A 25061-nucleotide genomic window follows, 5' to 3' on the forward strand; every position below is an offset into this window, starting at 1 on the left:
TCGCATCATGACTGATAAAACCACTGAAAAAGCCATTGAGCTGGATACCCCGCTGCTGCGCGGCAAAACCGAAATCACCCACATCACCGTCCGCAAGCCGCAGTCCGGCGCGCTGCGCGGCACCCGCCTGCAGGCGCTGATGGATATGGACGTCAACGCAATGATGGTTGTATTGCCGCGCGTCACCACGCCCGCGCTTACCGCGCAGGAAATCAGCGAAATGGACCCGGCGGACCTGCTGTCGCTCTCCGTCGAGGTGGTCACTTTTTTGTTGCCGAAGTCGGCGCTGTCAGCTTTCCCGACGGCCTGACGGTAGAGGATCTGGTAGCGGACATCGCTACCGTTTTTCACTGGCCGCCGCCGGTCATGTACGCGGAGTCGCTGACGGACGTGCTGGAGTGGCGGCACAAAGCAATTCAGCGAAACGGAGCCGGCGACGATGAGTGACACAAACCTGCGCCTGCAGGTGGTATTAAGCGCGGTCGATAAAATCACGCGTCCCTTTCGCAATGCGCGCGAAGGCTCAAAAGAGCTGGCCGCCGCGCTGAAGGCCAGCAAAGACGGCCTGAAATCCCTGAACGAACAGGCGGGCCGGATTGACGGTTTCCGCAAGACGCGCTCTCAGCTGGCCGTTACCGCCAGTAATCTCAAGGCCGCCCGCGAGGAAGCGGCGCGCCTTGCCGTGCAGTTCAGTGAGACCAACCGTCCTACCGCCGCGCAGGCCCGCGTGCTTGAGCAGGCGAAGAACCGCGCCAGCCAGCTGCAGCAGACCTATAACGGGCTGCGCCTGTCGGTCCAGCGCCAGCGCGCCGCACTGAGCGCTGCCGGAATTGATACAAAGCAGCTCAGCGCCGCGCAGCAGCGGCTCAAAACCGACGCGCAGGCGGCAACGGGGGCGATTGAGCGCCAGCAGGCGGAGCTGCGAAAGCTGGGCGAGCGCCAGCAGAAGCTGGCCGCCATCCGGGCGAACCATGACAAAACAATGAACCTGCGTAACAGCCTGGCCGGTAACGGCGCGGGCATGGTAGCAACAGGCGTCACAACAGGCGTCACCCTGATGGCACCGGTACGCGCTTTCGTGGAGTCAGAGGACGCAGCAACGCAGCTCGCCGCCTCACTGATGGGGCCGGGCGCGAAGGTCTCGGCCGAGTTTGAGAAAATCAACCGGCTGGCCGTAAGCCTGGGCGATAAGCTGCCCGGCACCACGGCCGACTTTCAGAACATGATGACCATGCTCCGCCGGCAGGGCATGAGCGCGAAGGCTATCCTCGGCGGGCTGGGTGAGGCAACGGCCTATCTCGGCGTGCAGCTGAAGATGGCACCGACGGACGCGGCGGAGTTTGCCGCGAAGCTGCAGGACGCCACGCAGACCAGCGAAAAAGACATGATGCGTCTGACGGACATCATTCAGAAGGGATTTTATGCTGGCGTTGACCCCGGCAACATGCTGCAGGGTTACGCCAAAATCAGCAGCGCAATGAACATCATCAGGATGCAGGGCATTGATGCAGCAAAAGCGTTTGCGCCGTTGCTGGTGATGGCTGACCAATCAAGCATGGCCGGCGAGTCGGCGGGCAACGCCTACCGCAAGGTGTTTCAGGGCATGATGGACAGTGAAAACATCCAGGGCGTGAATGATGACCTGAAAGGGACCGGGGTGAAATTCAACTTCACCGACGGCAAAGGCGAGTTCGGCGGGTTTGAGAAAATGTATAAGCAGCTGGCGCAAATCAGCCAGCTGAACACCGAGCAAAGACTTTCCACGATCAAGAGCCTGTTCGGGGATGACGCGGAAGTGTCGCAGGTCGTCCAGATCATGATCAGCAAAGGCATCGCAGGCTACCGGGACGCGGCGCAGAAGCTGGAAACGCAGGCCTCACTGCGTGAACGCGTTGACGCCTCGCTGAGCACCCTGGGTAATAAATGGGAGGCGGCAACCGGTTCGTTTACTAACGCAATGGCCGCCATCGGTGAAACGGTGGCCCCCGCGCTGAAGTTGCTGGCCGACTGGCTCGGCGAACTGGCATCCCGACTCGGTGAATTCGTCAGGCAGCACCCGCAGCTGACGGCGGCGCTGTTCAAGATGGGCGCCGCATTTGCCATTGGCGCGACAGCTCTCGGCGCGCTTTCACTGGCGGCAGCGGCAATCCTCGGTCCGCTGGCGCTGCTGCGGCTGAGCTGCAGCGTGCTGGGGCTGAAGGCGTTCAGCGCGTTCGGGCTGCTGAAAAGCGGGATCGGCATGGTCGGCAACGCGGTGCTGTGGCTGGGGCGGCTGATGATGGCGAACCCGATTCTGGCGGTGATTGGCCTGATTGCCGCCGGGGCGCTGCTTATCTGGCAGAACTGGGACACGCTCGGGCCAAAATTTTCCGCGATGTGGGACGCCATCAGCACGAAGGTGGGCAGCGTCTGGACCGCAATCCGCAGCTACATCAGCACCAAATGGAACGAGATTGTGGCGGACGTGCAGGGGCTGCCGGCACGGTTTCAGGAAGCCGGCGCGCAGATGATCGACGGGCTGCTGGCAGGCGTCAGTCAGAAATGGGACGCGCTGAAAAGCAAGCTTTCATCCCTCGCCGATTACCTGCCGGATTTCCTGAAGCCTGACGGAGATAAGCCGCGCGCACCACAGGTAAAAACGGGCAGCGGGTTAGCGCTGCCGCCAGGCGGGTTTCCGGCATTTGCCGGCATGTACGACAGCGGCGGGTTTATCCCGTCCGGGCAGTTTGGCGTGGCCGGTGAGAACGGACCGGAGCTTGTCAGCGGGCCGGCGAACGTCACCAGCCGCAGGAGTACTGCGCAGCTGGCCGCACTGGCGGCGCTGGCACTCGGCGGCGCGGCGGCTACCGGCGAGGCGAAACCGCTGCACCCGCTGAGCCTGCCTGCGCAGGCATACCGGCAGGACGTGGCCCGTACAAAATCAGCGGCTGGCGCCGTCCCTGCTGTCAGTATTCACGCGCCGATCACCATCGTGCAGCAGCCAGGGCAAAGCCAGCAGGATCTGGTCGATGAAGTGATGCGCAGACTTGAGGCAAAAGAGCGGCAGGCGCAGGCCCGCGCCCGCAGCAGCTACCGCGACAGGGGAGGATTTGACGAATGATGATGACGCTGGGGATGTTCGTTTTCATGCTGAAAACGATCCCTTATCAGGAGCTGCAGCTGCAGCGCAGCTGGCGATTTCCGGCAAACAGCCGGGTGGGCGTTCGCCCCTCGCTGCAGTTCCTCGGGCCGGATAACGACACGCTGACGCTTTCCGGCGTGCTGCTGCCCGAGATTACCGGCGGCAGGCTGACGTTATACGCGCTGGAGCAAATTGCTGAGCTGGGGCGCGCATGGCCGCTGATTGAGGGCAGCGGCACAATTTACGGCATGTACGTGATCGAGAGCCTGAGCCAGACCAAAGCGGAGTTTTTCAGCAACGGCGAATGCCGGCGCATTGAGTTCACGCTCACCCTGAAACGGGCCGACGAGTCGCTGGCGGACATGTTCGGCAGTCTGAGCGATCAGCTCACTGCCATGCAGAGCGCGGCCTCCGCCACTGCCGGCAGGCTGGCTAACGCTGCGGGAGGGCTGTTTTCATGACGGGCGGTCAGTGGATTAACGGGGCGGGGAACGCGCCCGCATTCCGGCTGACGCTGGAGGGGGCCGACATCACACAGAAGCTTGAAAGACGACTGCTGAGCCTGACGCTGACAGATAACCGTGGGTTTGAGGCCGATCAGCTGGACATCGAGCTGGACGACGCCGACGGCCAGCTGCAGCTGCCGCGCCGTGGCGTTTTGCTGGAGCTGGCGCTGGGCTGGCAGGGCGAGGTGCTTTTCCCGAAAGGCAGCTACACCGTGGACGAAATCGAGCACACCGGCACGCCTGACCGTCTGGTGCTGCGCGCCCGCAGCGCCGATTTCCGGCAGACGCTTAACATCAAAAGGGAGAAATCCTGGCATAAAACCACCGTGGGCGAGATGGTGAAAGATATCGCCGCCCGGCACCGGCTGGAGGTCGCGCTGGGTGAGGATGTGGCGAAAATGGCGATCGATCACATCGACCAGACCAACGAGTCAGACGCCAGCTTTCTGATGCGGCTTGCGAAGCAGTGCGGCGCCGTTGCGTGCGTGAAAAATGGAAACCTGCTGTTTATCCGGCAGGGGCAGGGCAAAACCGCGAGTGGCAGGCCGCTGCCGGTTATAACCATTCAGCGCAAAGATGGTGATGGCCATCGCTTTACCCTGGCTGACCGCGACGCCTACACCGGCGTGATCGCCAGCTGGCTGCACACCCGCGAGCCGGAAAAAAAGCCGGAAGCGAAGGTGAAGCGCCGGCGCAAAGCCACGGCCAGAAAAAAGGAGCCGGAAGCGAAGCAGGGGGATTATCTGATCGGAACGGATGAAAACGTGCTGGTGCTGAGCCGGACCTATGCCAACCGGAGCAACGCAGAGCGCGCCGCCAAAATGCAATGGGAACGGCTGCAGCGTGGCGTGGCGTCTTTCTCGCTGCAGCTGGCGCGGGGGCGCGCAGATCTCTACACAGAAATGCCGGTGAAAGTCAGCGGGTTTAAGCAGGCTATCGATACGGCTGAATGGATTATCACGACCCTGACGCATAGCCTGAGTACAGACAGCGGGTATACGACCAGTATCGAATTGGAAGTGAAAATTGAATCATTAGATATGGGATTATAAGTATCTCAAATGGGTTTTTGAGTGTATGATTCATCCAAAATGAGGCTGTGTGAGGTGTATATAAATGATGAATTGTCCTCTGTGCGGGAACGCGGCCCACACAAGAAGTAGTTTCCAGGTCTCAAAAACCACTAAAGAGCGATACAACCAGTGCCAGAACATAAACTGCAGCTGCACGTTCAAATCCCATGAAACTGTCTCAGAGATTATCATGAGTCCCGGCAAGGTTAAGCCGGTACCACCGCACCCCGACAGAAATCAGCAGGGCGGTTTATGGCTGTAAGATATGGGCCCGCATTGCCGGGCCTATAATCTAATAATTCGAGCTTCAATAAATGCTTTAGTTTCATCAGAATTCAATTGACCCACCTGTTTGCATTCCTTCCCCCCTCCTTTGAACTCAAAACCCTGATCTTGTCTCGAATTCCAGATACGCATAGACGTTATGGTTTTTTCGTCCCACGGATGAAGGAATATGGTGTCACAGATGCTCGAGAAAAAACGAAGGGCTGTTTCGTTGTTAACTTCGGGTTTTGTTATGCTGAGTACAAGGATGCCATTTCGCAGAACGTAGTTATCATATTGGAAAGTTTTGAGTGTCTTTTCTACGTAGTGAGGTATTGGAGATGCTAATGCGCTTAGCGCTGGCAACATAATCAGCGCCAGTATAAGTCTTTTCATGATCGCACCTTTATGTGGAGATGAGCCGGAAACTCTGCTGCCATTTTGCTGCCAACGACTCATAGAACAAATAAAAAAACCACCATGAAAGGTGGTTTAAATTGCTGATTTAAAAGCTAAAATTTGGTGGCCCCTGCTGGGTTTGAACCAGCGACCAAGCGATTATGAGTCGCCTGCTCTAACCACTGAGCTAAGGGGCCAGCGGAGCGGGGATTATAAAGTATCTCGGTGGGGCGATCCAGCGTTGCGCAATCGGTTGGTGAAAATTCCCGCAATCACTGAGTCCTTGATCTCACAGCAAAAAATCCCGGAACCCCGGCAGAAGCGGGCAATAAGCGCCCACTGCTGTCGCGTTTTTGAGACAAGGCATACTGCCGCCTTGTCTCAGGATGCGCTGGCTCAGCGATAGCGCGTGGCGGGCTTATTCAGCGAGATAAATGGCAGGATGGCGCCGCGCGCCTGCTCAAAGCTTTGCCACAGGCCCATATCTTCTACCGAAGGGATGGTGATCGCTTCGCCGTCATCCAGACCGCGCAGCGCGGCGGCGACTAAGTCGTCGACCTCCATCACCATCTCTGCCGGCAGGTCATCCACCGAGCGCCCGGTGCGCTGAAAGATCTCGGTGCGCGTCAGGCCTGGCAGCAGCGCCTGCACGCGTACGTTATGGTCTGCCAGCTCGCGCTGCATGTTACGCGTCAGCGAGAGCACAAAGGCTTTCGTCGCATTGTAGGCCCCGTTTGCCTGCTCATTGACCAGCGCCAGTACCGACGCCACATTCACGATGGTGCCCGCGTTGCGGCTGCGGAAAACCTGCGCGGCCGTATGAGAAAGCTGCGTCAGCGCCACCACGTTCAATGCCAGCATGGTTTGCGTCTGGTCGATGCTGGCATCGATAAACTCGCCTTCCACCGTCATGCCCGCATTGTTGATCAGCGTGGTAATACGCGTATTGTCCCGTAGCTCGCTATCAATACGCGCCAGATCCTCATGGCGCGTCAGGTCCGCGGCCAGCACGCTGACTTCAACGCCGTGCGCTTCGTGCAGCGACTGCGCCAGTGCGCTCAGACGCGCAGCATCGCGCGCCACCAGAATCAGGTCGTTGCCGCGTGCAGCCAGCTGTTTAGCGTAAGTTGCGCCGATACCGCTGGAAGCGCCGGTGATTAAAGCCAGTTGATGTGACATGCGAAAAGCCCTCTGTATGATGGTCGTCATATTGGTGTGCTGATAATATGACGACCATCATATCTATCGTCAAGCTGGAATATGACGATCGTAATAATTACACTGATTGCCATTAACGATGAGCAGGGTAACAACCGATGGAAAAGCTAAGCCATAAGGCGCGCACGCGGCAGCGCATTCTGGAAGAAGCGGCGGTGGTGATGCGCGAATGCGGCACTGAAGGCATTGGCGTGGCAGCGCTGATGAAGCGCGTCGGCCTGACGCACGGTGGATTTTATGCGCACTTTGCCTCACGTGAAGCGCTGGTCGAAGCGGTGATTAACGAGATGTTTGCCGATTCGGCGCAGCGTTTTGCCGCCGTGCTGGCGATTGAGGATCCGGCTGAACGGCTGAACCAGTGGATCGATCGCTATCTGTCGGACCAGCACTGTGGCGCGCCGGGCGAGGGCTGTCCAATACCGGCGCTGGTCAGTGAAGTGGCGCATTTACCGCCGGATGCGCGGGCGCTGTTTTCGGCGAAGCGCGAAGCGGTGCGGCGGCAGCTGGTGCAGGCGCTGCAGCAGCTGGGACATGCGCAGGCGGAAAGTATCGCCAGCAGCATGCAGGCTGAAATGGTTGGTGCGCTGGCGCTGGCGCGCGCCTGTACTGACGAGGCGGAAGCGCGCCAGATGCTGGAGGTGACGCGTCAGGCAGTCAAACTGCGCGCCGGGCTGGTGACAGCATGAGCGATCACGACATCCGCGACATCATCGCGCCCGATTTGCAGGTGCTGTTCTGCGGCATCAATCCGGGCAAATCTTCGGCGCATACCGGTTTTCACTTTGCGCATCCCGGCAACCGCTTCTGGAAGGTGATCCATCAGGCCGGATTCACCCGCGAACAGCTGCTGCCGGAGCAGGAACAGCGGCTGCTGGAGACCGGCTGCGGCATCACCATGCTGGTAGAGCGCCCCACCATTCAGGCCAGCGAGCTGGCGGGCGCGGAGCTGCGTGACGGCGGCGCGCGTCTGCAGGAAAAGGTGCTGCGCTTTCAGCCGCGCGCGCTGGCGGTGCTGGGTAAGGATGCGTTTCAAAAGGCATTTCGTCAGCGCAACGTGGCGTGGGGCGAGCAGCCGCAGTTGCTGGGCGAAACCCGTTTATGGGTGCTGCCCAATCCCAGCGGATTAAACCGCGCTTCGCTGGAGGAGATGGTCGCCGCTTATCGCCAGCTTCATGATTGGTTACAGAATAAGGCGTGAGCTGGCTCTGTTTCATCTGGTAATAACGTTGTTCATCGTTTTGTTTCTGGCTACACCGGATGCTCCACGCAAAAAAAGGAGCAGGGAGATGAAGCAACGCACCATGGTTCTGGCGGCACTGCTGCTGGCGGCGCAACCGGGCGTCCAGGCCGCAACGCTGAAGGTATTCAGTTCCGGCGGTATGTACCCGGTGATTGAAAGCCTGAAGCAGGATTATCAGCAGCAGAGCGGTGACAGCATTGAGCTGGAAGCGGCGCCGTCGATGGGTGACACGCCGCAGGCGATTCCTAATCGCCTTAAACGCCATGAAAGCGCCGATGTGCTGGTGATGGTGGATTACGCCATCAAGCCGCTGGAGCAGGCCAAATGGGTGGATAGCGCCAGCCATCAGGTGCTGGCGCACTCGTACATTGCCATGGCGGTGAAGCAGGGCACCACGCCGCCGGATATCAGTACCGTCGCGAAGTTCAAACAGGTGCTGACCTCCGCCTCAAGCATCGCCGTGTCTGACAGCGCCAGCGGCAAATATATTCAGAGCAAGATGCTGGATAAGCTGCAGCTGGGCCCGAAAACGGCGGCGAAAATTACCGTGATTCCGGCCACGCCGGTGGGTGAGGCGGTCGCGCAGGGCAAAGCTGAGCTGGGCTTCCAGCAGAACAGCGAGCTGAAGGCGGTGAAAGGCATCACCATTGTGGGATTGATTCCGCCGGCGGCACAGCAGGATACGCTGTACGGTGCGGTGATCACGCGCAGCAGCCAGCAGCAGCAGGCCGCGGCGAAGTTCGTGAAATACCTGCAGAGCGACAAGGCGCGCAGCGTGATGCAGGAGAAAGGGCTGACGCCATACTGAAGACAATAAAAAACCCCGGCTAGCCGGGGTTTTTACTGACCAGGACGATTAATCGTCGAGGAAGCTACGCAGCACTTCCGAGCGGCTCGGATGGCGCAGTTTACGCAGCGCTTTGGCTTCAATCTGACGGATACGCTCACGCGTTACGTCAAACTGTTTGCCCACCTCTTCCAGCGTGTGGTCGGTATTCATATCGATACCGAAACGCATACGCAGGACTTTGGCTTCACGCGCGGTCAGGCCAGCCAGCACATCGTGGGTGGCAGAACGCAGGCTTTCCGAGGTCGCGGAATCCAGCGGCAGCTCCAGCGTGGTGTCTTCGATAAAGTCGCCCAGATGCGAATCTTCATCATCACCAATCGGCGTCTCCATGGAGATCGGCTCTTTAGCGATTTTCAGCACCTTACGGATTTTATCTTCCGGCATCAGCATGCGCTCAGCCAGCTCTTCCGGCGTTGGCTCGCGGCCCATCTCCTGCAGCATCTGGCGCGAAATACGGTTGAGTTTGTTAATGGTCTCAATCATATGCACCGGAATACGGATGGTACGCGCCTGGTCGGCGATGGAACGGGTAATAGCCTGACGGATCCACCAGGTGGCGTAAGTTGAGAACTTATAGCCACGGCGATATTCAAACTTATCCACCGCTTTCATCAGACCGATGTTGCCTTCCTGAATCAGGTCGAGGAACTGCAGGCCACGGTTGGTATACTTCTTGGCGATGGAGATCACCAGACGCAGGTTAGCCTCAACCATCTCTTTCTTCGCACGACGCGCTTTGGCTTCGCCGATCGACATACGACGGTTGATGTCTTTCACCTGCTCAATGGTCAGGCCGGTCTCTTCTTCGATCTGCAGCAGTTTCTGCAGCGAACGCATGACGTCTTCTTCCACTTCCTGCAGTTTTTCTGACCACGGCTTGTTCATGGCCAGTGCCGCTTTGAACCAGCTCTCACTGGTTTCATTACCGGTAAACAGGGTGATGAAGTTTTTCTTCGGCATTTTGCACAGTTCAACACACAGCTTCATGATCAGGCGCTCTTGCGTGCGCACGCGCTCCATCATTTCACGCATGTTGTTCACCAGGTAATCGAACTGCTTCGGTACCAGGCGGAACTGTTTAAACACTTCAGAGAGATTGTTGATCTCGGCCACGGCGTCCGCATGGCTGCGGCCTTTGGCTTTGATCACGTTGCGCGTAGTTTCGTACTGCGTACGCAGGTCGTTAAACTTCTCGCGCGCCAGTTCCGGATCGATAGAGTTATCGTCGTCGGAGCTGTCATCGTCGCTCTCTTCGTCTTCCTCTTCGTCGTCGTCGCGGTCTTCTTCTGACAGCTCAGAACCAACGTGGGTCGCGGTCGGTGCCAGATCTTCCTCGGCATTCGGATCGACGAAACCGGTGATCAGGTCAGACAGGCGTGACTCGCCCGCTTCAACGCGATCGTACTGATCGAGCAGGTAGGTGATTGCTTCCGGGTATTCGGCGACAGAGCATTGCACCTGGTTGATACCGTCTTCGATACGCTTGGCGATGTCGATTTCGCCTTCGCGCGTCAGCAGTTCAACGGTACCCATTTCACGCATGTACATGCGCACCGGGTCGGTGGTACGGCCAATTTCAGATTCAACGCTGGATAATACCTGAGCGGCAGCTTCCGCGGCATCTTCGTCAGTATCGGTGCTGTTTTCATTCAGCATCAGATCATCGGCATCCGGGGCTTCTTCCACCACCTGAATACCCATATCGTTGATCATTTGGATGATGTCTTCGATCTGATCGGAGTCGACGATATCTTCCGGCAGATGGTCATTGACCTCAGCATAGGTCAGATAGCCCTGCTCCTTACCACGGGTGACAAGCAGCTTAAGCTGTGACTGCGGGTTTTGCTCCATAAGACGGTATCCACACTTCTGTTAATTAGATTGGTGTCGGTCGGCAGCGAGCCAACTATAACAGTGAAGGCGTTGTATTTTTGCCGCTGCCTTCAACGCGGCCAGGGCTTTGGCCCATCGTAAATCGGCACTTAAGCCGCTTAATATGCTGTCCGGCGCTAACTCACTTGCCATTTTCAATTCTGGCAGTGCCCACAATCCTCACGTACGCCAGTACGCTCCGGTTGCTGCGCGCTGGCAGCCTTGAAACTGACAGCGACGTTAACGCCTCTGGTACGTATGCATTGCTTCCGGCTTCGCTTACAGCGTCCATAAACCAGAAACATCAGGCAAGAACGGCGGCGTTATCAGCCTTCATCATTCTGACCCGGTAAAATCTTATTTTTTGGCTAATGCCTGGCTTAATGCCCAGAATTCACGGCGTTCGGCGGCGCTCAGGCCTTCCGTCCGGTCGCGCGCAATCAGTGCTTCGAGGCGCTGCTCCAGCGCAGCATCATAGATGCTTGCCAGCGAGTCCTGGAACACTTCTTCCGCTTCGTCATCTACGATCATGTGGTTCCAGGTGGCCAGTGTTTCAAGGGGCTGGCTAAATTCTGTCCCGCGATATAACTCTAGTAGCTGTCCGGTGGTCAGGCCAGGATTCTCAGTACAACGGCGGACTAACTCCACAAACAGTGGCAATCCCGCTAATTTAGACTGCTCCAGCCCGTCCAGCGCAGGCACGATGGCGGCAAATTGCGGATTCTGCACCAGCAACGCAATCAGCACGCGCATGGTGGTGCGTTTCATCGGCGGCGCCACCGGCGCGGTACCGCTTTCCGCCTGCTTCGGCATCAGCTTGTCTAACTGGTTATCGTCCAGAATGCCGAGTTTATTACCCAGCGTCTGACGCATATAAATCCGCAGCGTTTCGCCCGGAATCTGGCTAATCAGCGGCAGCGCCAGCGTCGCCAGCTTGGTACGGCCGTCGCGCGTACTCAGATCCACCTGCGGCATCAGGCTGTCGAACAGAAACGTAGAGAGCGGCATAGCCTGCTCCATCCGCGCTTCGAACGCTGCTTTGCCCTCTTTACGCACCAGGGTATCCGGGTCTTCGCCGTCGGGCAAAAACATAAAGCGTAGCTGACGACCGTCATTCATGTAAGGCAATGCGGTTTCCAGTGCACGCCATGCAGCTTCACGACCGGCGCGGTCGCCGTCGTAGCAGCAGATCACGTTATCGGTCGAGCGGAACAAAAGCTGGATATGTTCCGCTGTGGTCGAGGTGCCCAGCGAGGCGACAGCATAATCAATGCCGAACTGCGCCAGCGCAACCACGTCCATATAGCCTTCCACCACCAGCAGACGCGCCGGTTGCGGATGATTTTTTTGCGCTTCATACAGGCCGTACAGCTGGCGGCCTTTATGGAAAATCGGCGTTTCCGGTGAGTTCAGGTACTTGGGCGTATCGTTGCCCAGCACGCGGCCACCAAAACCAATCACGCGTCCGCGCTTGTCGCGAATCGGAAACATCACGCGATCGCGGAAACGATCGTAGGTGCGACCGCTGTCATTGCTGACCAGCATGCCCGCTTCCATCAGCGATTCACGATCTTCTTTCTGCTGACCGAAACGCTTCAGCACGTTGTCCCAGCCGGCTGGCGCATAGCCAATAGCAAAGTGATCGATCACCTGCTGGCTCAGCCCGCGTGTGGCAAGATACTGTTGTGCTGATGTTGCCTGCGGATTGCGCAGGCTCTGCTGATAAAAGCTGTCTAAACCTTCCAGCAGCTGATACAGGCTCTGGCGTTGGTGGCGCTCCATCGGGCTCGGACCGTTGCCCGCTTCGTACGGCACTTCTAAGCCGTGCTGCGTGGCAAGTTCCTCTACGCTTTCGACGAAATCCAGACGATCGTGATTCATCAGGAAGTCGATGGCGTTGCCTTTGGCACCACAGCCAAAGCAGTAGTAGAACTGCTTCTCACCGCTTACGGTGAAAGAGGGGGTTTTTTCGTTATGGAAAGGACAGCACGCGTGATAGTTCTTACCCTGCTTTTTCAGCTTAACGCGGGCATCGATAAGATCCACGATGTCCGTGCGGGCAAGTAAATCATTGATAAATACGCGTGGAATTCGTCCAGCCATAAGCCCCGGTTTTTCAGCTCATAAACGGCAACAAGCCGCGCTTCCTTTCGGAAAGCACGGCCTCTTACTTGACTCTGTCTGCGTTTAACACGCGGCGGAAGCGAACTTCCGAAAAGAAATTAGTACAGACGAGTGCGGCGTGCGTTTTCGCGAGCCAGTTTCTTGGCGTGACGCTTAACAGCAGACGCTTTAGCGCGCTTACGTTCAGTCGTTGGTTTTTCATAGAACTCACGACGACGAACTTCAGCCAGAACGCCTGCTTTCTCGCAGGAACGCTTGAAGCGACGCAGTGCTACGTCGAATGGCTCGTTTTCACGTACTTTAATTACCGGCATGTAACTCTCACCTCGATAAAATTCGGTTTTTGCTGCTGACTGCGGCGCCAGCACTTTTCAAAATGGTGCAGCATTTTACTCCAGGCGCGGCTGGCTTGTAAAGCACCATGGACAATTTAGAACCAACAGGAGCGTTTGCCTGTGCGGCTGCCGGTTTTTTCAGGCCGTGGAGTATAGCGCACTCTTTGCGCGACAGAAAAACACTTTTTCGCGTGCGGAAGGGGGCAGGCGTCAGCCGGCCTGTGCTACACTGCGCGCCGCAAGAAGAGGGTGATAAAGCTATGCGAGTTCTGGGTATTGAAACGTCCTGCGATGAAACCGGCATCGCGATTTATGACGATGCGTCCGGTCTGCTGGCGAATCAATTATATAGCCAGGTGAAATTACATGCCGATTACGGTGGCGTGGTGCCGGAACTGGCCTCGCGCGATCACGTGCGTAAAACCGTGCCGCTGATCCAGGCCGCGCTGAAACAGGCGGGCTTACAGGCCGGAGAGATTGACGCCGTGGCGTACACCGCCGGTCCCGGCCTGGTCGGTGCGCTGCTGGTTGGCGCCACCATTGGTCGCGCGCTGGCGTTCGCCTGGAACGTGCCGGCGGTGCCGGTGCATCACATGGAAGGCCATCTGCTGGCGCCGATGCTGGAAGACAACCCACCGGCATTCCCGTTCGTGGCACTGCTGGTCTCCGGCGGCCACACGCAGCTGATCAGCGTCACCGGCATTGGTGAATATACGCTGCTGGGTGAATCGATTGACGATGCCGCCGGGGAAGCGTTCGATAAAACCGCCAAGCTGCTGGGACTGGATTATCCGGGCGGCCCGATGCTGTCGCGCATGGCGCAGCAGGGCACGCCGGATCGCTTTAAGTTCCCGCGTCCGATGACCGATCGTCCGGGGCTGGACTTCAGCTTCTCCGGCCTGAAAACCTTCGCAGCGAATACCATTCGCGAACACGACGGTGACGAACAGGCGCGTGCCGATATCGCCCGCGCCTTTGAAGATGCGGTAGTGGACACGCTGATGATCAAATGCAAGCGTGCGCTGGAGCAGACCGGCTTCAAACGCCTGGTGATTGCCGGCGGCGTGAGCGCCAACCGCACGCTGCGTGAACGCATGGCAACCATGATGAGCGCGCGCGGCGGCGAGGTATTTTATGCCCGTCCGGAGTTCTGCACCGACAACGGCGCGATGATTGCCTATGCCGGCATGGTGCGGCTGAAAGGCGGCACGCGCGGTGAGCTGGGTGTCAGCGTGCGGCCACGCTGGCCACTGGCGGAATTACCGGCCATCTGATGATAAAAAACCGGCTGCGCGCCGGTTTTTTTATTTCTTCTTTTTACGCTTCCACACGCGGTTTTCCTGACCGCGCCACAGGCGCTGAATATTGTCGTGATGGCGCAGCAAAATCAGGCATGACAGCATCGACACCGGAAAGGTGAACTGCGGCTTAAACCACCAGACATAAAACGGGGCAATTAACGCGCTGACGATCGCGCCCAGCGATGAGTAGCCGCTGAGCAGCACCGTCAGTAGCCAGGTGCCGGTCATCAGGCCGGTCAGGTCCCAGCCAATCGGCGCGATGGCCCCAAACGCGGTGGCCACACCTTTGCCGCCGCGAAAGCGGAAAAACACCGGATAGATATGGCCGAGGCAGGCGGCGATGGCCGTGAGACCAAGATACATCGGCGTGACGTGCAGCCACCAGGCGATCCACACCGGCACCATTCCCTTCGCTACGTCGAAAATCAGTACCGCGGCAGCGGCGGCTTTACCGCCAATACGTAACACGTTGGTGGCGCCTGGATTGCCAGAGCCTGCGCTGCGGGGATCGGGTAAACCAGCGAGTTTACAAACCAGGATCGCACTGGAAATCGAGCCGCAAAGATACGCGAAAATAATCATACCAAGCGCGATAGCACTCATAGCTTCGTACCGTTCCTTTTGGGTCGTTTTGTTCTCGATAAGCGTGGATAATACGCATAATCCGCCGGAAGTGGTATCCGGCTAAGCCAAAAACCGAGAGTGACATCATGGATATCGTATTTATAGAACAACTCACCGTGTTCACCACCATTGGCGTTTACGACTGGGAACAGGGCATGCAGCAGAAGCTGGTGCTCGATGTCGAAATGGCGTGGGACAACCGTCAGGCGGCGTTGAGCGACGATGTGAACCACTGTCTGAGCTACGCCGATGTCACCGAAGCGATCCTCAGTCATCTGCAGGGGCAGCGTTTTGCGCTGGTCGAACGGGTGGCAGAAGAAATCGCCGATCTGTTGATGAATCGTTTCAAAACGCCTGGCGTACGCGTGAAGGTAGGTAAACCGGGGGCTGTCGCCCAGGCGGCGAGCGTGGGCGTGAGAATTGAGCGCGGGACTATTCCTAAATAAATCCTGCGTGATTGCCATCACAATGAAACCAAACCAAATTATGGTGTGTCTCAGTGGAGGCCGCTGCGCTGATGAAGGGGAAGTGACCGAAATCCTTAAGGTTTCCTTCAGCAAGGTGCAGGCATAATTTCAGGCGGTAGCGGTGCGCGACCGCCTTTTTACTGTTTAAAACGGATAGAGGGTAAAATTTGATGGCAGACATTCATCAGCTATGGGTAGCTGCAATCCTGGGGGTTGTGGAAGGCCTTACGGAGTTCCTGCCGGTCTCATCCACAGGCCACATGATTATTGTTGGCCATTTGCTGGGGTTCGAGGGTGAGAAGGCGGAAACCTTTGAAGTGGTGATCCAGCTGGGCTCAATCCTCGCCGTAGTCGTGATGTTCTGGCGCCGGCTGTTTGGCCTGATCGGCATTCACTTCGGCCAGGAGCGCCACGAAGGCGTCGGCAGCGGAAAACTGACGCTGATTCACATTCTGCTGGGTATGGTGCCGGCGGTGGTGATTGGCCTGGTGCTGCATGACCAGATTAAAACCCTGTTTAACCCGATCAACGTGATGTACGCGCTGGTGGTGGGCGGCGTGCTGCTGCTGGCGGCGGAATATCTCAAGCCTAAGCAGCCGAAAGCGGTGGGCATTGATGACATCACCTATCGCCAGGCGTTTATGATTGGTTGCTTCCAGTGTCTGGCGCTGTGGCCGGGCTTCTCGCGTTCCGGTGCCACCATTTCCGGCGGTATGCTGATGGGCGTCAGCCGCTATGCGGCGTCCGAGTTTTCCTTCATCCTCGCGGTACCGATGATGATCGGTGCTACCGGACTCGATCTCTACAAGAGCATGGGCTTCCTGACGATGCAGGATTTCCCGATGTTTGCCGTAGGCTTCGTGACCGCCTTTATTGTCGCGCTGCTGGCGATCAAAGTGTTCCTTGAGCTGATCAAACGTATCTCGTTTGTGTCGTTTGCCATCTACCGCTTTATCGTCGCGGCAGCGGTTTACGCCATCTTTATGTAATGCGCGAGGCGCGGCCGGTTACGCTGGCCGCGCGTCGATTAACCCTTCCTGCAACGCCAGCACGCGCCGACGCGTCAGCTCTTCCCGCACCGCCGCGCCTGTGAAACCGGCCTCGACCACCGCTTTGGTGGGCACCGCCTGCGCCAGCGCAAACGCGCGCCGCAGATAATCGCCCTGCGGATAAGCCATGCTCTCCAGTGTCGTGCGCCCGCGAGCGTCGGCTTCGCTGGTCAGTGCCATCTTTTCCACGCGATCGGGTTTGCGCCAGGCGTCGATGCGGTCAAACAGCGCCACCAGTGCGTCAGCCGGCTGGCGTTCAATGGTGTGCACCACATCGTGAAACTCCGTCACCACCAGGGCCAGATCGCGCACCTGGTTCGGCACGCGCAGCCGCTGGCACAGCGCTTCAACAATCGGTACACCGGCCGGGCCGTGACCATGATGGCTCGGCCACTTCTCTGGCGGCGTCAGCGCTTTACCCACGTCGTGGAACAGCGTGGCGAAGCGCACATCAAGCTGGTCGGAGAGCGCTGCGGCCATGGTTAGCGTCATCAGCGCGTGGACGCCGGTATCGATCTCCGGATGCCACTTAACGGGGGCCGGAATGCCGTACAGGTTGTCGATTTCCGGGAACAGCACCTGCAATGCATCGCAGTCGCGCAGCAGCTGGAAATAGACCTGAGGATTGCGCGTCAGCAGCGCTTTTTCCGTCTCTTTCCACACCCGCTCTGCGGTGAGGTGCGCCAGTTCACCGCTGTGCGCCATCTCGCGCATTAGCGCCTGGGTTTCGGGTGCCACGCGGAAATTGAGGTGGGCGAAACGGGCAGCAAAACGCGCCACGCGCAGCACGCGCAGCGGATCTTCATTAAAAGCTGCCGACACGTGACGCAGGGTGCGCTGCTGCAAATCCTGCTGGCCGTGATAAGGGTCGATCAGCGTGCCGTCAGCGGCCTGCGCGATGGCATTGATGGTCAGATCGCGACGCTGTAAATCCTGCTCCAGCGTCACGTCCGGCGCGAACTGGGTCACGAAGCCGGTATAACCGTTGCCGCTTTTGCGCTCGGTGCGCGCCAGCGCATACTCTTCACGGCTTTCAGGATGTAAAAAAACCGGAAAATCCCGGCCCACCTGCTGATAGCCCTGCGCCAGCATGCTGTCGGGCGTTGCGCCCACCACCACCCAATCTCTATCTTTTACCGGCAAACGCAGTAAGGCGTCACGCACTGCGCCACCGACCAGAAACGTCTTCACTCAACCACTCCAGAGGCAATCCACTTTTGCGTGCCGCGCACGCTTGTTACGTTATTGTTGCACACTTTGGCGAAAAAGCGGGCATGCCAAAAGGGGCATCTTACGATCCCCTCCAGGCAAACCACAAATGGCGTGGCGGCTTTAATTCATCCAGCGATCGTTTTTCTTGCGGCGCGGCACCATGTGCGGCAGCAGCAGACCGAGCAGCAGACCCACGCCGAGCACGCCGCCGCCATACATAAACCACTGCATGATGATGGTGCGCTGTTTGTCATCCAGCTGAACGTTAGCGGCGCTGACCTTCTTCTGCGCCACAATCAGCTCGTTGCGCAGCTTCTGATTCTCTTCTTTCAGGCCGTTGATGGTGCCGTCGCTGTTGGCCACCTTGTTCTGCATCTCTGACGTACGCTGATTCCAGCTGTTATCAATGTTCGCCAGTTTGTCGGTCAGCTCTTTGACCTGCTGCTCCAGCTGCGGCACGCGGGTGCGCAGGCTGGGAGAGGCGCTGAGCTGCGACAGCGGGATCCAGTTAGTTTTGCCTTCTGCATCGCGGATTTGCGCGTACTGCGAGTCATTATTGGTTTGCAGCAGCGTGACTTCCTCCCCGGCATTCAGCTTGCCAACCAGGCGATACTGATCGCCAGGGCCGCTGCGTACCCAGGTAGATAATTCGTCGGAGATGTAACGTTTTTCATCGGCCGCGTGGGCCGGTGCGATGGCGCTGAAAGCCAGCAAAGAGAGAGCGGCAAGTGTGATTTTTTTCATTCGATATCGTTTTTTCATGATGGGCGTAAATTTACCGGCACAGTCTGGAGTCGCTTCGCATAAATCTGAATGAGAACTATCCTGGTCTCAATGCGGTGCGAAAAGGGTCGTAAAAGCACAAGAAAGCAGAGACAGCAGGCTTGCGGTGCATTACTCTTCGCCAGATTAAACTCGTAAGTGCCAGCAGCGTATTGAATAAAAAATTATGACCATCGAAATCGAATTAAAGTTCATTGCCACCCCGCAAGCCGCCGAAAAACTGGCGCAGACGCTTGCCGCCTGGCCACATCAGCACCACGCCGCGCGTGAGCTGACCAACATCTATTACGAAACCGATGACAACCAGCTACGCCGCTGGGATATGGGCCTGCGGATTCGCGGCGTGGATCAGCGCTATGAAATGACGCTAAAAACCGCCGGCAAAACGCTGGGCGGCCTGCATCAGCGTCCGGAATACAACGTCGACCTCAGCGAGCCGCAGCTGGACATTGCCCGCCTGCCGGCAGAGATCTGGCCGCAGGGGACCGATATTGCCGCGCTTCAGTCGCGTTTGCAGCCGCTGTTCAGCACCCATTTCCAGCGTGAAACCTGGCTGGTGAGCGTTGGCGACAGCGAAATTGAAGTGGCTTTCGATTGCGGCAGCGTTGCCGCAGGGGAGCTGAGCGAGCCGCTGTATGAAGTGGAGCTGGAGCTTAAGCGCGGAGCGCGCAGCGATATGCTGACCTTCGCCAGCGCGCTGATCGCCACGGGCGGCCTGCGCCTTGGCAGCCTGAGCAAAGCGGCACGCGGTTATCAGCTGGCGCAGGGCAACGCGCCGCGACCGCTGCGCGCGCTGCCGCTGCAGAAAATTGCCCCTAAAGCCACGGTGGAGCAGGGCATGGTTCATGCCATGAGCGCGGCGCTCGGCCACTGGCAGTACCACGAAGAGGTCTGGCTGCGCGGTAACGAAGACGCCCGGACACGGGTAATTGAAGCGCTGGAAACGCTGCGTCAGGCGTTTTCCCTGTTTGGCACGCTGGTGCCACGCAAGGCCAACAGCGAACTGCGTCAGAAGCTGACCCGTCTGGAAGAGCTGCTGGCGGACAGCGAGGCCAGCGCGGAAACCGTCTGCTTCTCACCGACCTCGGTCGAAGCCCAGTTAGCACTTACTCACTGGCTGGTGGAGTCGCAGTGGCAGCCGTGGCTGGACGAGAAGAACAAAACTAAGCTGCAGGGCTCGTTTAAACGCTTCAGCGACATCATGCTGGGGCGCATCGGTGCGGATCTGCGTGAAACCTTCGTTGACGTGCAGCTGTTCAATGAATTTCAGGACAAAGCCACGCGCCTGAACCGCCAGTTGCTGGCGGTGCACCTGCTGGCAGGGGCGTATCCGGCTGAAGAGGTCAGCCAGTGGCTGGCGGGCTGGCAGGAGTTGCAGCACGCTATTCGTGAAAAACAGGAGCGCGGTTTGATTCAGCTGGTCAATCTGGCGATCCGTCAACCGCCGTTCTGGCTGAATAACGGTGCGAAACGCTAAGGCTACGGCACCATCAATCATCAGGGAGGGAAGATGTCGTTACCGTTACCGACGCTGATGCAGGCGCAGCTCGCCAGCGTGGCAGAACGTCTGGGCCTGCCGCTGACGGCGATCACGCCGCAGCAGGCTGGCGCGCTGACCTTTAGTGACTTTATCGTGGACAACCTGCAGCAGCATCCGGCGTGGTGGCAACAGCTGCAGCAGCAACCGCCGCAGCCCGAAGAGTGGCAGCACTATGCGGCCTGGCTGGCAGCGGCGCTGCAGCCGGTAGATAACGAAGCCTCCCTGATGCGCGAACTGCGCCTGTTCCGCCGCCATATGCTGGTGCGTATCGCGTGGATGCAGGCACTGGAGCAGGCCAGCACCGGGCAGAGCCTGACGCAGCTCAGCACGCTGGCGGAAGTGCTGATTACCGCCGCGCGCGACTGGGTGTGGCAGGATTGCTGCCGCGATTTCGGCACGCCGTGCAACGCCGCCGGTGAAGCGCAGCCGATGCTGATTCTGGGTATGGGCAAGCTGGGCGGTGGTGAACTCAACTTCTCTTCCGATATTGACCTAATCTTTGCCTGGCCGGAAAACGGCGTTACTCACGGCGGCCGGCGCGAGCTCGACAACGCGCAGTTCTTTACCCGCATGGGGCAGCGCCTGATCAAGGTGCTGGATCAACCTACCGTCGATGGCTTTGTTTATCGCGTGGATATGCGCCTGCGCCCGTTCGGCGACAGCGGACCGCTGGTGCTAAGCTTTGCCGCGCTGGAGGATTATTACCAGGAGCAGGGCCGTGACTGGGAGCGCTACGCGATGGTGAAAGCGCGCCTGATGGGCGACGACGGCGGCCACTGGAGCCAGGAGCTGCAGCAGATGCTGCGCCCGTTCGTCTATCGCCGCTACATCGATTTCAGCGTGATCCAGTCGCTGCGTAACATGAAAGGCATGATTGCCCGCGAAGTACGGCGGCGCGGCCTGAAGGACAACATCAAACTCGGCGCCGGCGGCATTCGCGAAACCGAATTCATCGTTCAGGTGTTCCAGCTGATTCGAGGTGGACGTGAGCGCTCACTTCAGCTGCGTTCGCTGCTGCCCACGCTGCAGGCCATCGGTGAGCTGGCGCTGTTAACACCGGAGCAGGTTGATCATCTGCGCGCCGCCTACCTGTTTTTACGCCGGCTGGAGAATCTGCTGCAGAGCATCAACGATGAGCAGACGCAGACGCTGCCGGAAAATCCGCTCGACCGCCAGCGCCTGGCCTGGGCGATGGGCATGGCGGACTGGGCGACGCTGCTGGCACAGCTGGAACAGCACATGGCCGGCGTGCGCCACATTTTCGACGAGCTGATAGGCGATGATGCGCCGGATGTCGACGATCAGCCGCAACTGGCGGAGTTTGCCAGCCTGTGGCAGGACGCGCTGGAAGAGAGCGATTTGCTGCCGGTGGTACCGCAGCTGCAGGCGGAACAGCGCCATGCGCTGTATCGGGCGCTGAATGATTTTCGTCAGGATGTCAGTCGCCGCACTATCGGTCCGCGCGGCCGGCTGGCGCTCGATCAATTAATGCCGCGCCTGCTAAGCGAAGTGTGCGCGCGTGACGACGCCGATGTGGTGCTGGCACGCCTGACGCCGCTGCTGCTCGGTGTATTAACGCGCAGCACCTATCTCGAGTTGCTGACCGAATATCACGGCGCGCTGCGCCATCTGATTCGCCTGTGTGGCGCTTCGCCGATGATTGCCAGCCAGCTGGCGCGCTATCCGCTGCTGCTGGATGAACTGCTCGATCCGGCCACGCTGTATCAGCCCACTGCCACCGATGCCTATCGTGATGAACTGCGCCAGTATCTGCTGCGCATTCCCACCGATGATGAAGAGCAGCAGCTGGAAGCGCTGCGCCAGTTCAAGCAGGCACAGCATCTGCGTATCGCCGCCGCCGACATCGCCGGAACCCTGCCGGTGATGAAAGTGAGCGATCACTTAACCTGGCTGGCGGAAGCGATCATTGAATCGGTGGTGCAGCAGGCGTGGCAGATGATGGTGCAGCGCTATGGCCGCCCTTCGCACCTCACCAGCGACAGCGAGCGCGGCTTTGCCGTGGTCGGCTACGGCAAACTGGGCGGCTGGGAACTGGGTTACAGTTCAGATCTCGATCTGGTGTTTCTGCATGACTGTCCGGACGATGCTGAAACCGACGGTGAACGCGTCATTGACGGGCGTCAGTTTTACCTGCGTCTCGCCCAGCGCGTCATGCACCTGTTCAGCACCCGCACTTCGTCCGGCATTTTGTATGAGGTGGACGCGCGCCTGCGCCCCTCTGGCGCGGCCGGCATGCTGGTCAGCACCTTTGCTGCCTTTGACGACTATCAGCGCCATGAAGCCTGGACGTGGGAACATCAGGCGCTGGTGCGCGCGCGCATCGTGTTTGGCGAACCGGCGCTGTGTGAGCGCTTCGATGCGATCCGGCGCGGTATTCTCTGCCTGCCGCGTGAAGGCGCGAAGCTGCAAATCGAAGTGCGTGAGATGCGTGAGAAAATGCGCGCGCACCTCAGTAACAAGCACAAAGGCCGCTGGGAGATTAAAACCGATGAGGGCGGTATCACCGATATTGAATTCATCGCGCAGTATCTGGTCTTAGGTTACGCCGCCAGCCAGCCGGCGCTGACGCGCTGGTCGGATAACGTGCGCATTTTCGAACTGATGGCGCGCCACGGCATCATGGCTGATGAGGAAGCGCAGGCGCTGACGCACGCTTACGTCACGCTGCGCGATGCGCTGCACCATCTGGCGCTGCAGGAACTGCCGGGTCATGTCGATCCGGCATCGTTCGCTGACGAACGCGCCGTGGTGCACGCCAGCTGGCAGCGCTGGCTGGCCGCGAGCGACGCGGATGACACGGAGCAGTGAGCCTGGCGGCTTCTATGCTATTATCCGCGCATTATTTTGACTGAACGTTGAAGTCTGGAGTCTCTGCATGAAAGTAACACTGCCCGCGTTTGGCAAGGCCGCTGTGCTGGTTGTCGGCGATGTGATGTTAGACCGCTACTGGTACGGCCCGACCAGCCGGATCTCACCGGAAGCCCCGGTGCCGGTGGTTAAAGTGGATACCATTGAAGAGCGTCCGGGCGGCGCGGCCAACGTGGCGATGAACATCGCTGCACTCGGTGCGGACTCGCGCCTGATCGGCCTGACCGGTGCAGATGACGCTGCGCGCGTGCTGCGCGAAACGCTGGCGCAGGTGAAGGTTGAATGCGATTTCGTCGCCCTTGATAGTCATCCGACCATCACCAAACTGCGCGTGCTGTCGCGCAACCAGCAGCTGATTCGCCTCGACTTTGAAGAGGGCTTTGAGCAGGTCGATCCGCAGCCGATTCACGATCGCCTGCGTCAGTCGCTGGCACAGGCGGGCGCGCTGGTGCTGTCTGATTATGCCAAAGGCGCGCTGAGCAGCGTGCAGACCATGATTCAGCTGGCGCGTGCGGCGCAGGTGCCGGTACTGATCGACCCGAAAGGCACCGATTTTGAACGCTATCGCGGCGCGACGCTGCTGACGCCCAACCTGTCCGAGTTCGAAGCGGTGGTGGGTAAATGCAAAAGCGAAGAGGAGATTGTCAGCCGCGGTATGCAGCTGATCGCCGATTACGATCTCTCCGCGCTGCTGGTGACGCGTTCGGAAAACGGTATGACGCTGCTGCAGCCGGGCAAAGCGCCGCTGCATCTGCCCACTCAGGCGCAGGAAGTGTATGACGTCACCGGTGCCGGCGATACGGTGATCGGCGTGCTGGCCGCAGTGCTGGCTGCCGGTGAAAGTCTGGAAGATGCCTGCTTCCTCGCCAACGCTGCGGCTGGCGTGGTGGTCGGCAAGCTCGGGACTTCAACCGTCAGTACCGTGGAGCTGGAGAATGCGATTCACGCGCGGCCGGACAGCGGCTTTGGCGTGATGACCGAAGCCGAGCTGAAAGTGGCGGTGGCGCAGGCGCGCCAGCGCGGTGAGAAAGTGGTGATGACCAACGGCGTGTTCGACATTCTGCACGCCGGCCATGTCTCTTATCTGGCCAACGCGCGCAAACTGGGCGATCGCCTGATCGTGGCGGTCAACAGCGATGCTTCCACCAAACGTCTTAAGGGCGAAACCCGCCCGGTGAACCCGCAGGAAAACCGCATGATCGTGCTGGGTGCGCTGGAAGCCGTAGACTGGGTGGTGCTGTTTGAAGAGGATACGCCACAGCGGCTGATTGCCGAAGTGCTGCCGGATCTGCTGGTGAAAGGCGGTGATTATAAGCCGGAAGATATCGCGGGCAGTAAAGAGGTGTGGGCCAACGGCGGTGACGTGCGTGTGCTCAACTTTGAAGACGGTATCTCCACCACTAACATCATCAAAACCATTCGCAATCAGTAAACACGTAGCCGGCGGGAGCGAACTCCCGCCGCGTAAACTTTACTGGGGCGTATCGATTTTGCCTGCCGGATCTGGCGTGATCACCGCCGGAGCCGGGGCCGCCGGACTTTCACTTTCCAGCTTCGCCAGACGCTGCTCCAGCGCCGCCAGTTTTTCACGCGTGCGCAGCAGCACCTGGGTCTGCACGTCAAACTCTTCACGATTAACCAGATCCATGCGGGTTAACTGCGCCTGCAATACCTGACGAATTTTCTTTTCCACATCGTCGCCAAAGTCGCGAATACCTTTTGGCATCGCTTCGTGCACCTGGCGCGCCAGTTGTTCAATTTTTTTCGTGTCGATCATGGTTGTTTCCTGGTTACGGTGGCTGATAACAGCGCGTGTTCCGACTCATCAAACATTAAGTGTAATGCCAGAAACGAAAAGGTTAAACCCGAAATCCGCAACGCATGAAGTGCAAAAGCATTTGCACTTTTGTTGATTGCCCGACCAGGTGATTGGCGCTATAGTAATTTCGCTTATTCTCAGGGCGGGGCGAAATTCCCCACCGGCGGTAAATCAGCTTCGGCTGAAAGCCCGCGAGCGCTTTCGCTGTACAGTGAAAGGTCAGCAGATCCGGTGTAATTCCGGGGCCGACGGTTAAAGTCCGGATGGGAGAGGGTAACGACATCAGCCGGGCTGCGCCCGCGTCACGTTATTGCCATGTGTTTTCTACGCACTCCTAAGCTCGCCCTGGTTCTGGTAACTCATATTTTATTAATA

The 25061-nt window shown here is 58.7% G+C and carries 24 protein-coding genes, 1 tRNA gene and 1 riboswitch; of the genes, 15 read left to right on the forward strand and 10 right to left on the reverse strand.

Annotated elements, in window-relative coordinates:
* Window positions 1–7: 7 nt before the first annotated feature.
* The 6 genes from F3J36_RS17750 to F3J36_RS17775 all read left to right on the forward strand — a co-directional run bounded on the left by F3J36_RS17750 (window position 8) and on the right by F3J36_RS17775 (window position 4962).
* Window positions 8–310, forward strand: coding sequence for a phage tail assembly protein (locus F3J36_RS17750; RefSeq protein WP_058770874.1), 303 nt, complete (start codon window positions 8–10; stop codon window positions 308–310).
* Complete coding sequence (locus tag F3J36_RS24325; protein ID WP_166720194.1) at window positions 307–447, forward strand: GpE family phage tail protein; 141 nt, start codon at window positions 307–309, stop codon at window positions 445–447. The genes F3J36_RS17750 and F3J36_RS24325 overlap by 4 nt, the downstream gene beginning before the upstream one ends.
* Complete coding sequence (locus tag F3J36_RS17760) at window positions 440–3100, forward strand: phage tail tape measure protein (protein ID WP_166720168.1); 2661 nt, start codon at window positions 440–442, stop codon at window positions 3098–3100. The genes F3J36_RS24325 and F3J36_RS17760 overlap by 8 nt, the downstream gene beginning before the upstream one ends.
* Window positions 3097–3582: a phage tail protein gene (locus tag F3J36_RS17765; protein WP_166720169.1), complete on the forward strand. Its 486-nt coding sequence runs from the start codon at window positions 3097–3099 to the stop codon at window positions 3580–3582. The genes F3J36_RS17760 and F3J36_RS17765 overlap by 4 nt, the downstream gene beginning before the upstream one ends.
* Complete coding sequence (locus F3J36_RS17770) at window positions 3579–4679, forward strand: phage late control D family protein (RefSeq protein ID WP_166720170.1); 1101 nt, start codon at window positions 3579–3581, stop codon at window positions 4677–4679. The genes F3J36_RS17765 and F3J36_RS17770 overlap by 4 nt, the downstream gene beginning before the upstream one ends.
* A 64-nt stretch (window positions 4680–4743) precedes the next feature.
* Complete coding sequence (locus tag F3J36_RS17775; protein ID WP_166720171.1) at window positions 4744–4962, forward strand: ogr/Delta-like zinc finger family protein; 219 nt, start codon at window positions 4744–4746, stop codon at window positions 4960–4962.
* A 23-nt stretch (window positions 4963–4985) separates the two neighbouring features.
* On the opposite strand, the gene F3J36_RS17780 is transcribed toward F3J36_RS17775, so the two are convergent.
* The 3 genes from F3J36_RS17780 to F3J36_RS17790 form a co-directional block, all read right to left on the reverse strand.
* The gene (locus F3J36_RS17780) at window positions 4986–5360 is read right to left on the reverse strand and encodes a hypothetical protein (RefSeq protein ID WP_166720172.1); all 375 of its coding nucleotides are present in this window, start codon (window positions 5358–5360) and stop codon (window positions 4986–4988) included.
* 124 nt (window positions 5361–5484) lie between these two features.
* Window positions 5485–5560 (reverse strand) — tRNA-Ile (locus F3J36_RS17785).
* 199 nt (window positions 5561–5759) lie between these two features.
* Window positions 5760–6542 (reverse strand): SDR family oxidoreductase, encoded by a 783-nt coding sequence (locus F3J36_RS17790; RefSeq protein WP_166720173.1) that lies wholly within the window; start codon window positions 6540–6542, stop codon window positions 5760–5762.
* Between the two features lie 137 nt (window positions 6543–6679).
* Here F3J36_RS17790 and F3J36_RS17795 point away from each other — a divergent pair, with 137 nt between their 5' ends.
* The 3 genes from F3J36_RS17795 (at window position 6680) to F3J36_RS17805 (ending at window position 8629) form a co-directional block, all read left to right on the forward strand.
* Entirely contained in the window at window positions 6680–7267 is a 588-nt protein-coding gene (locus tag F3J36_RS17795; RefSeq protein WP_150059430.1) for a TetR/AcrR family transcriptional regulator, read from the forward strand.
* A complete protein-coding gene (gene mug / locus F3J36_RS17800; protein WP_058771358.1) occupies window positions 7264–7779 on the forward strand; it encodes a G/U mismatch-specific DNA glycosylase in 516 nt (171 codons plus the stop codon). Before F3J36_RS17795 ends, mug begins: the two co-directional genes overlap by 4 nt.
* A gap of 88 nt (window positions 7780–7867) precedes the next feature.
* A complete protein-coding gene (locus tag F3J36_RS17805; RefSeq protein WP_058759768.1) occupies window positions 7868–8629 on the forward strand; it encodes a substrate-binding domain-containing protein in 762 nt (253 codons plus the stop codon).
* Between the two features lie 48 nt (window positions 8630–8677).
* On the opposite strand, the gene rpoD is transcribed toward F3J36_RS17805, so the two are convergent.
* The 3 genes from rpoD to rpsU all read right to left on the reverse strand — a co-directional run bounded on the left by rpoD (window position 8678) and on the right by rpsU (window position 12981).
* On the reverse strand, window positions 8678–10522 hold the full coding sequence (gene rpoD / locus F3J36_RS17810; protein WP_058759769.1) for an RNA polymerase sigma factor RpoD: 1845 nt from the start codon (window positions 10520–10522) through the stop codon (window positions 8678–8680).
* A gap of 378 nt (window positions 10523–10900) precedes the next feature.
* The gene (gene dnaG, locus F3J36_RS17815) at window positions 10901–12646 is read right to left on the reverse strand and encodes a DNA primase (RefSeq protein WP_166720174.1); all 1746 of its coding nucleotides are present in this window, start codon (window positions 12644–12646) and stop codon (window positions 10901–10903) included.
* Between the two features lie 119 nt (window positions 12647–12765).
* A complete protein-coding gene (gene rpsU / locus F3J36_RS17820; RefSeq protein WP_001144069.1) occupies window positions 12766–12981 on the reverse strand; it encodes a 30S ribosomal protein S21 in 216 nt (71 codons plus the stop codon).
* A 281-nt stretch (window positions 12982–13262) separates the two neighbouring features.
* Between rpsU and tsaD the strand changes: the two genes are divergently transcribed.
* The gene (gene tsaD, locus F3J36_RS17825) at window positions 13263–14276 is read left to right on the forward strand and encodes a tRNA (adenosine(37)-N6)-threonylcarbamoyltransferase complex transferase subunit TsaD (protein WP_031280133.1); all 1014 of its coding nucleotides are present in this window, start codon (window positions 13263–13265) and stop codon (window positions 14274–14276) included.
* Between the two features lie 30 nt (window positions 14277–14306).
* Here tsaD and plsY read toward each other — a convergent pair whose 3' ends face one another.
* Window positions 14307–14906, reverse strand: coding sequence for a glycerol-3-phosphate 1-O-acyltransferase PlsY (gene plsY / locus F3J36_RS17830; RefSeq protein ID WP_021509626.1), 600 nt, complete (start codon window positions 14904–14906; stop codon window positions 14307–14309).
* Between the two features lie 107 nt (window positions 14907–15013).
* Here plsY and folB point away from each other — a divergent pair, with 107 nt between their 5' ends.
* Window positions 15014–15373 carry a bifunctional dihydroneopterin aldolase/7,8-dihydroneopterin epimerase gene (folB, locus tag F3J36_RS17835; RefSeq protein ID WP_166720175.1) on the forward strand — a complete coding sequence of 120 codons (360 nt, stop codon included), beginning with the start codon at window positions 15014–15016 and terminating at the stop codon, window positions 15371–15373.
* Window positions 15374–15564: 191 nt separating this feature from the next.
* Window positions 15565–16383 carry an undecaprenyl-diphosphate phosphatase gene (bacA, locus tag F3J36_RS17840; protein ID WP_031280132.1) on the forward strand — a complete coding sequence of 273 codons (819 nt, stop codon included), beginning with the start codon at window positions 15565–15567 and terminating at the stop codon, window positions 16381–16383.
* A gap of 18 nt (window positions 16384–16401) precedes the next feature.
* Here the strand turns inward: bacA and F3J36_RS17845 are convergent, their stop codons facing one another.
* Window positions 16402–17634 (reverse strand): multifunctional CCA addition/repair protein, encoded by a 1233-nt coding sequence (locus F3J36_RS17845; protein ID WP_021509623.1) that lies wholly within the window; start codon window positions 17632–17634, stop codon window positions 16402–16404.
* Window positions 17635–17775: 141 nt separating this feature from the next.
* Window positions 17776–18399, reverse strand: a complete 624-nt coding sequence (locus F3J36_RS17850) for a TIGR04211 family SH3 domain-containing protein (RefSeq protein ID WP_010618709.1) — start codon at window positions 18397–18399, stop codon at window positions 17776–17778.
* Between the two features lie 205 nt (window positions 18400–18604).
* Here F3J36_RS17850 and F3J36_RS17855 point away from each other — a divergent pair, with 205 nt between their 5' ends.
* From F3J36_RS17855 to hldE, 3 genes are all read left to right on the forward strand, one after another.
* Window positions 18605–19915 carry an inorganic triphosphatase gene (locus tag F3J36_RS17855; protein ID WP_166720176.1) on the forward strand — a complete coding sequence of 437 codons (1311 nt, stop codon included), beginning with the start codon at window positions 18605–18607 and terminating at the stop codon, window positions 19913–19915.
* Window positions 19916–19948: 33 nt separating this feature from the next.
* Complete coding sequence (gene glnE, locus F3J36_RS17860) at window positions 19949–22807, forward strand: bifunctional [glutamate--ammonia ligase]-adenylyl-L-tyrosine phosphorylase/[glutamate--ammonia-ligase] adenylyltransferase (protein WP_166720177.1); 2859 nt, start codon at window positions 19949–19951, stop codon at window positions 22805–22807.
* A 67-nt stretch (window positions 22808–22874) separates the two neighbouring features.
* Entirely contained in the window at window positions 22875–24299 is a 1425-nt protein-coding gene (gene hldE, locus F3J36_RS17865) for a bifunctional D-glycero-beta-D-manno-heptose-7-phosphate kinase/D-glycero-beta-D-manno-heptose 1-phosphate adenylyltransferase HldE (protein WP_021509620.1), read from the forward strand.
* A 39-nt stretch (window positions 24300–24338) separates the two neighbouring features.
* Here hldE and F3J36_RS17870 read toward each other — a convergent pair whose 3' ends face one another.
* Entirely contained in the window at window positions 24339–24644 is a 306-nt protein-coding gene (locus F3J36_RS17870) for an accessory factor UbiK family protein (RefSeq protein ID WP_010618705.1), read from the reverse strand.
* A gap of 171 nt (window positions 24645–24815) precedes the next feature.
* Window positions 24816–24965: riboswitch (FMN riboswitch) on the forward strand.
* Window positions 24966–25061: the final 96 nt, after the last annotated feature.

Source organism: Pantoea sp. Cy-640 (assembly GCF_011752635.1).
GTDB lineage: Bacteria > Pseudomonadota > Gammaproteobacteria > Enterobacterales > Enterobacteriaceae > Pantoea > Pantoea dispersa.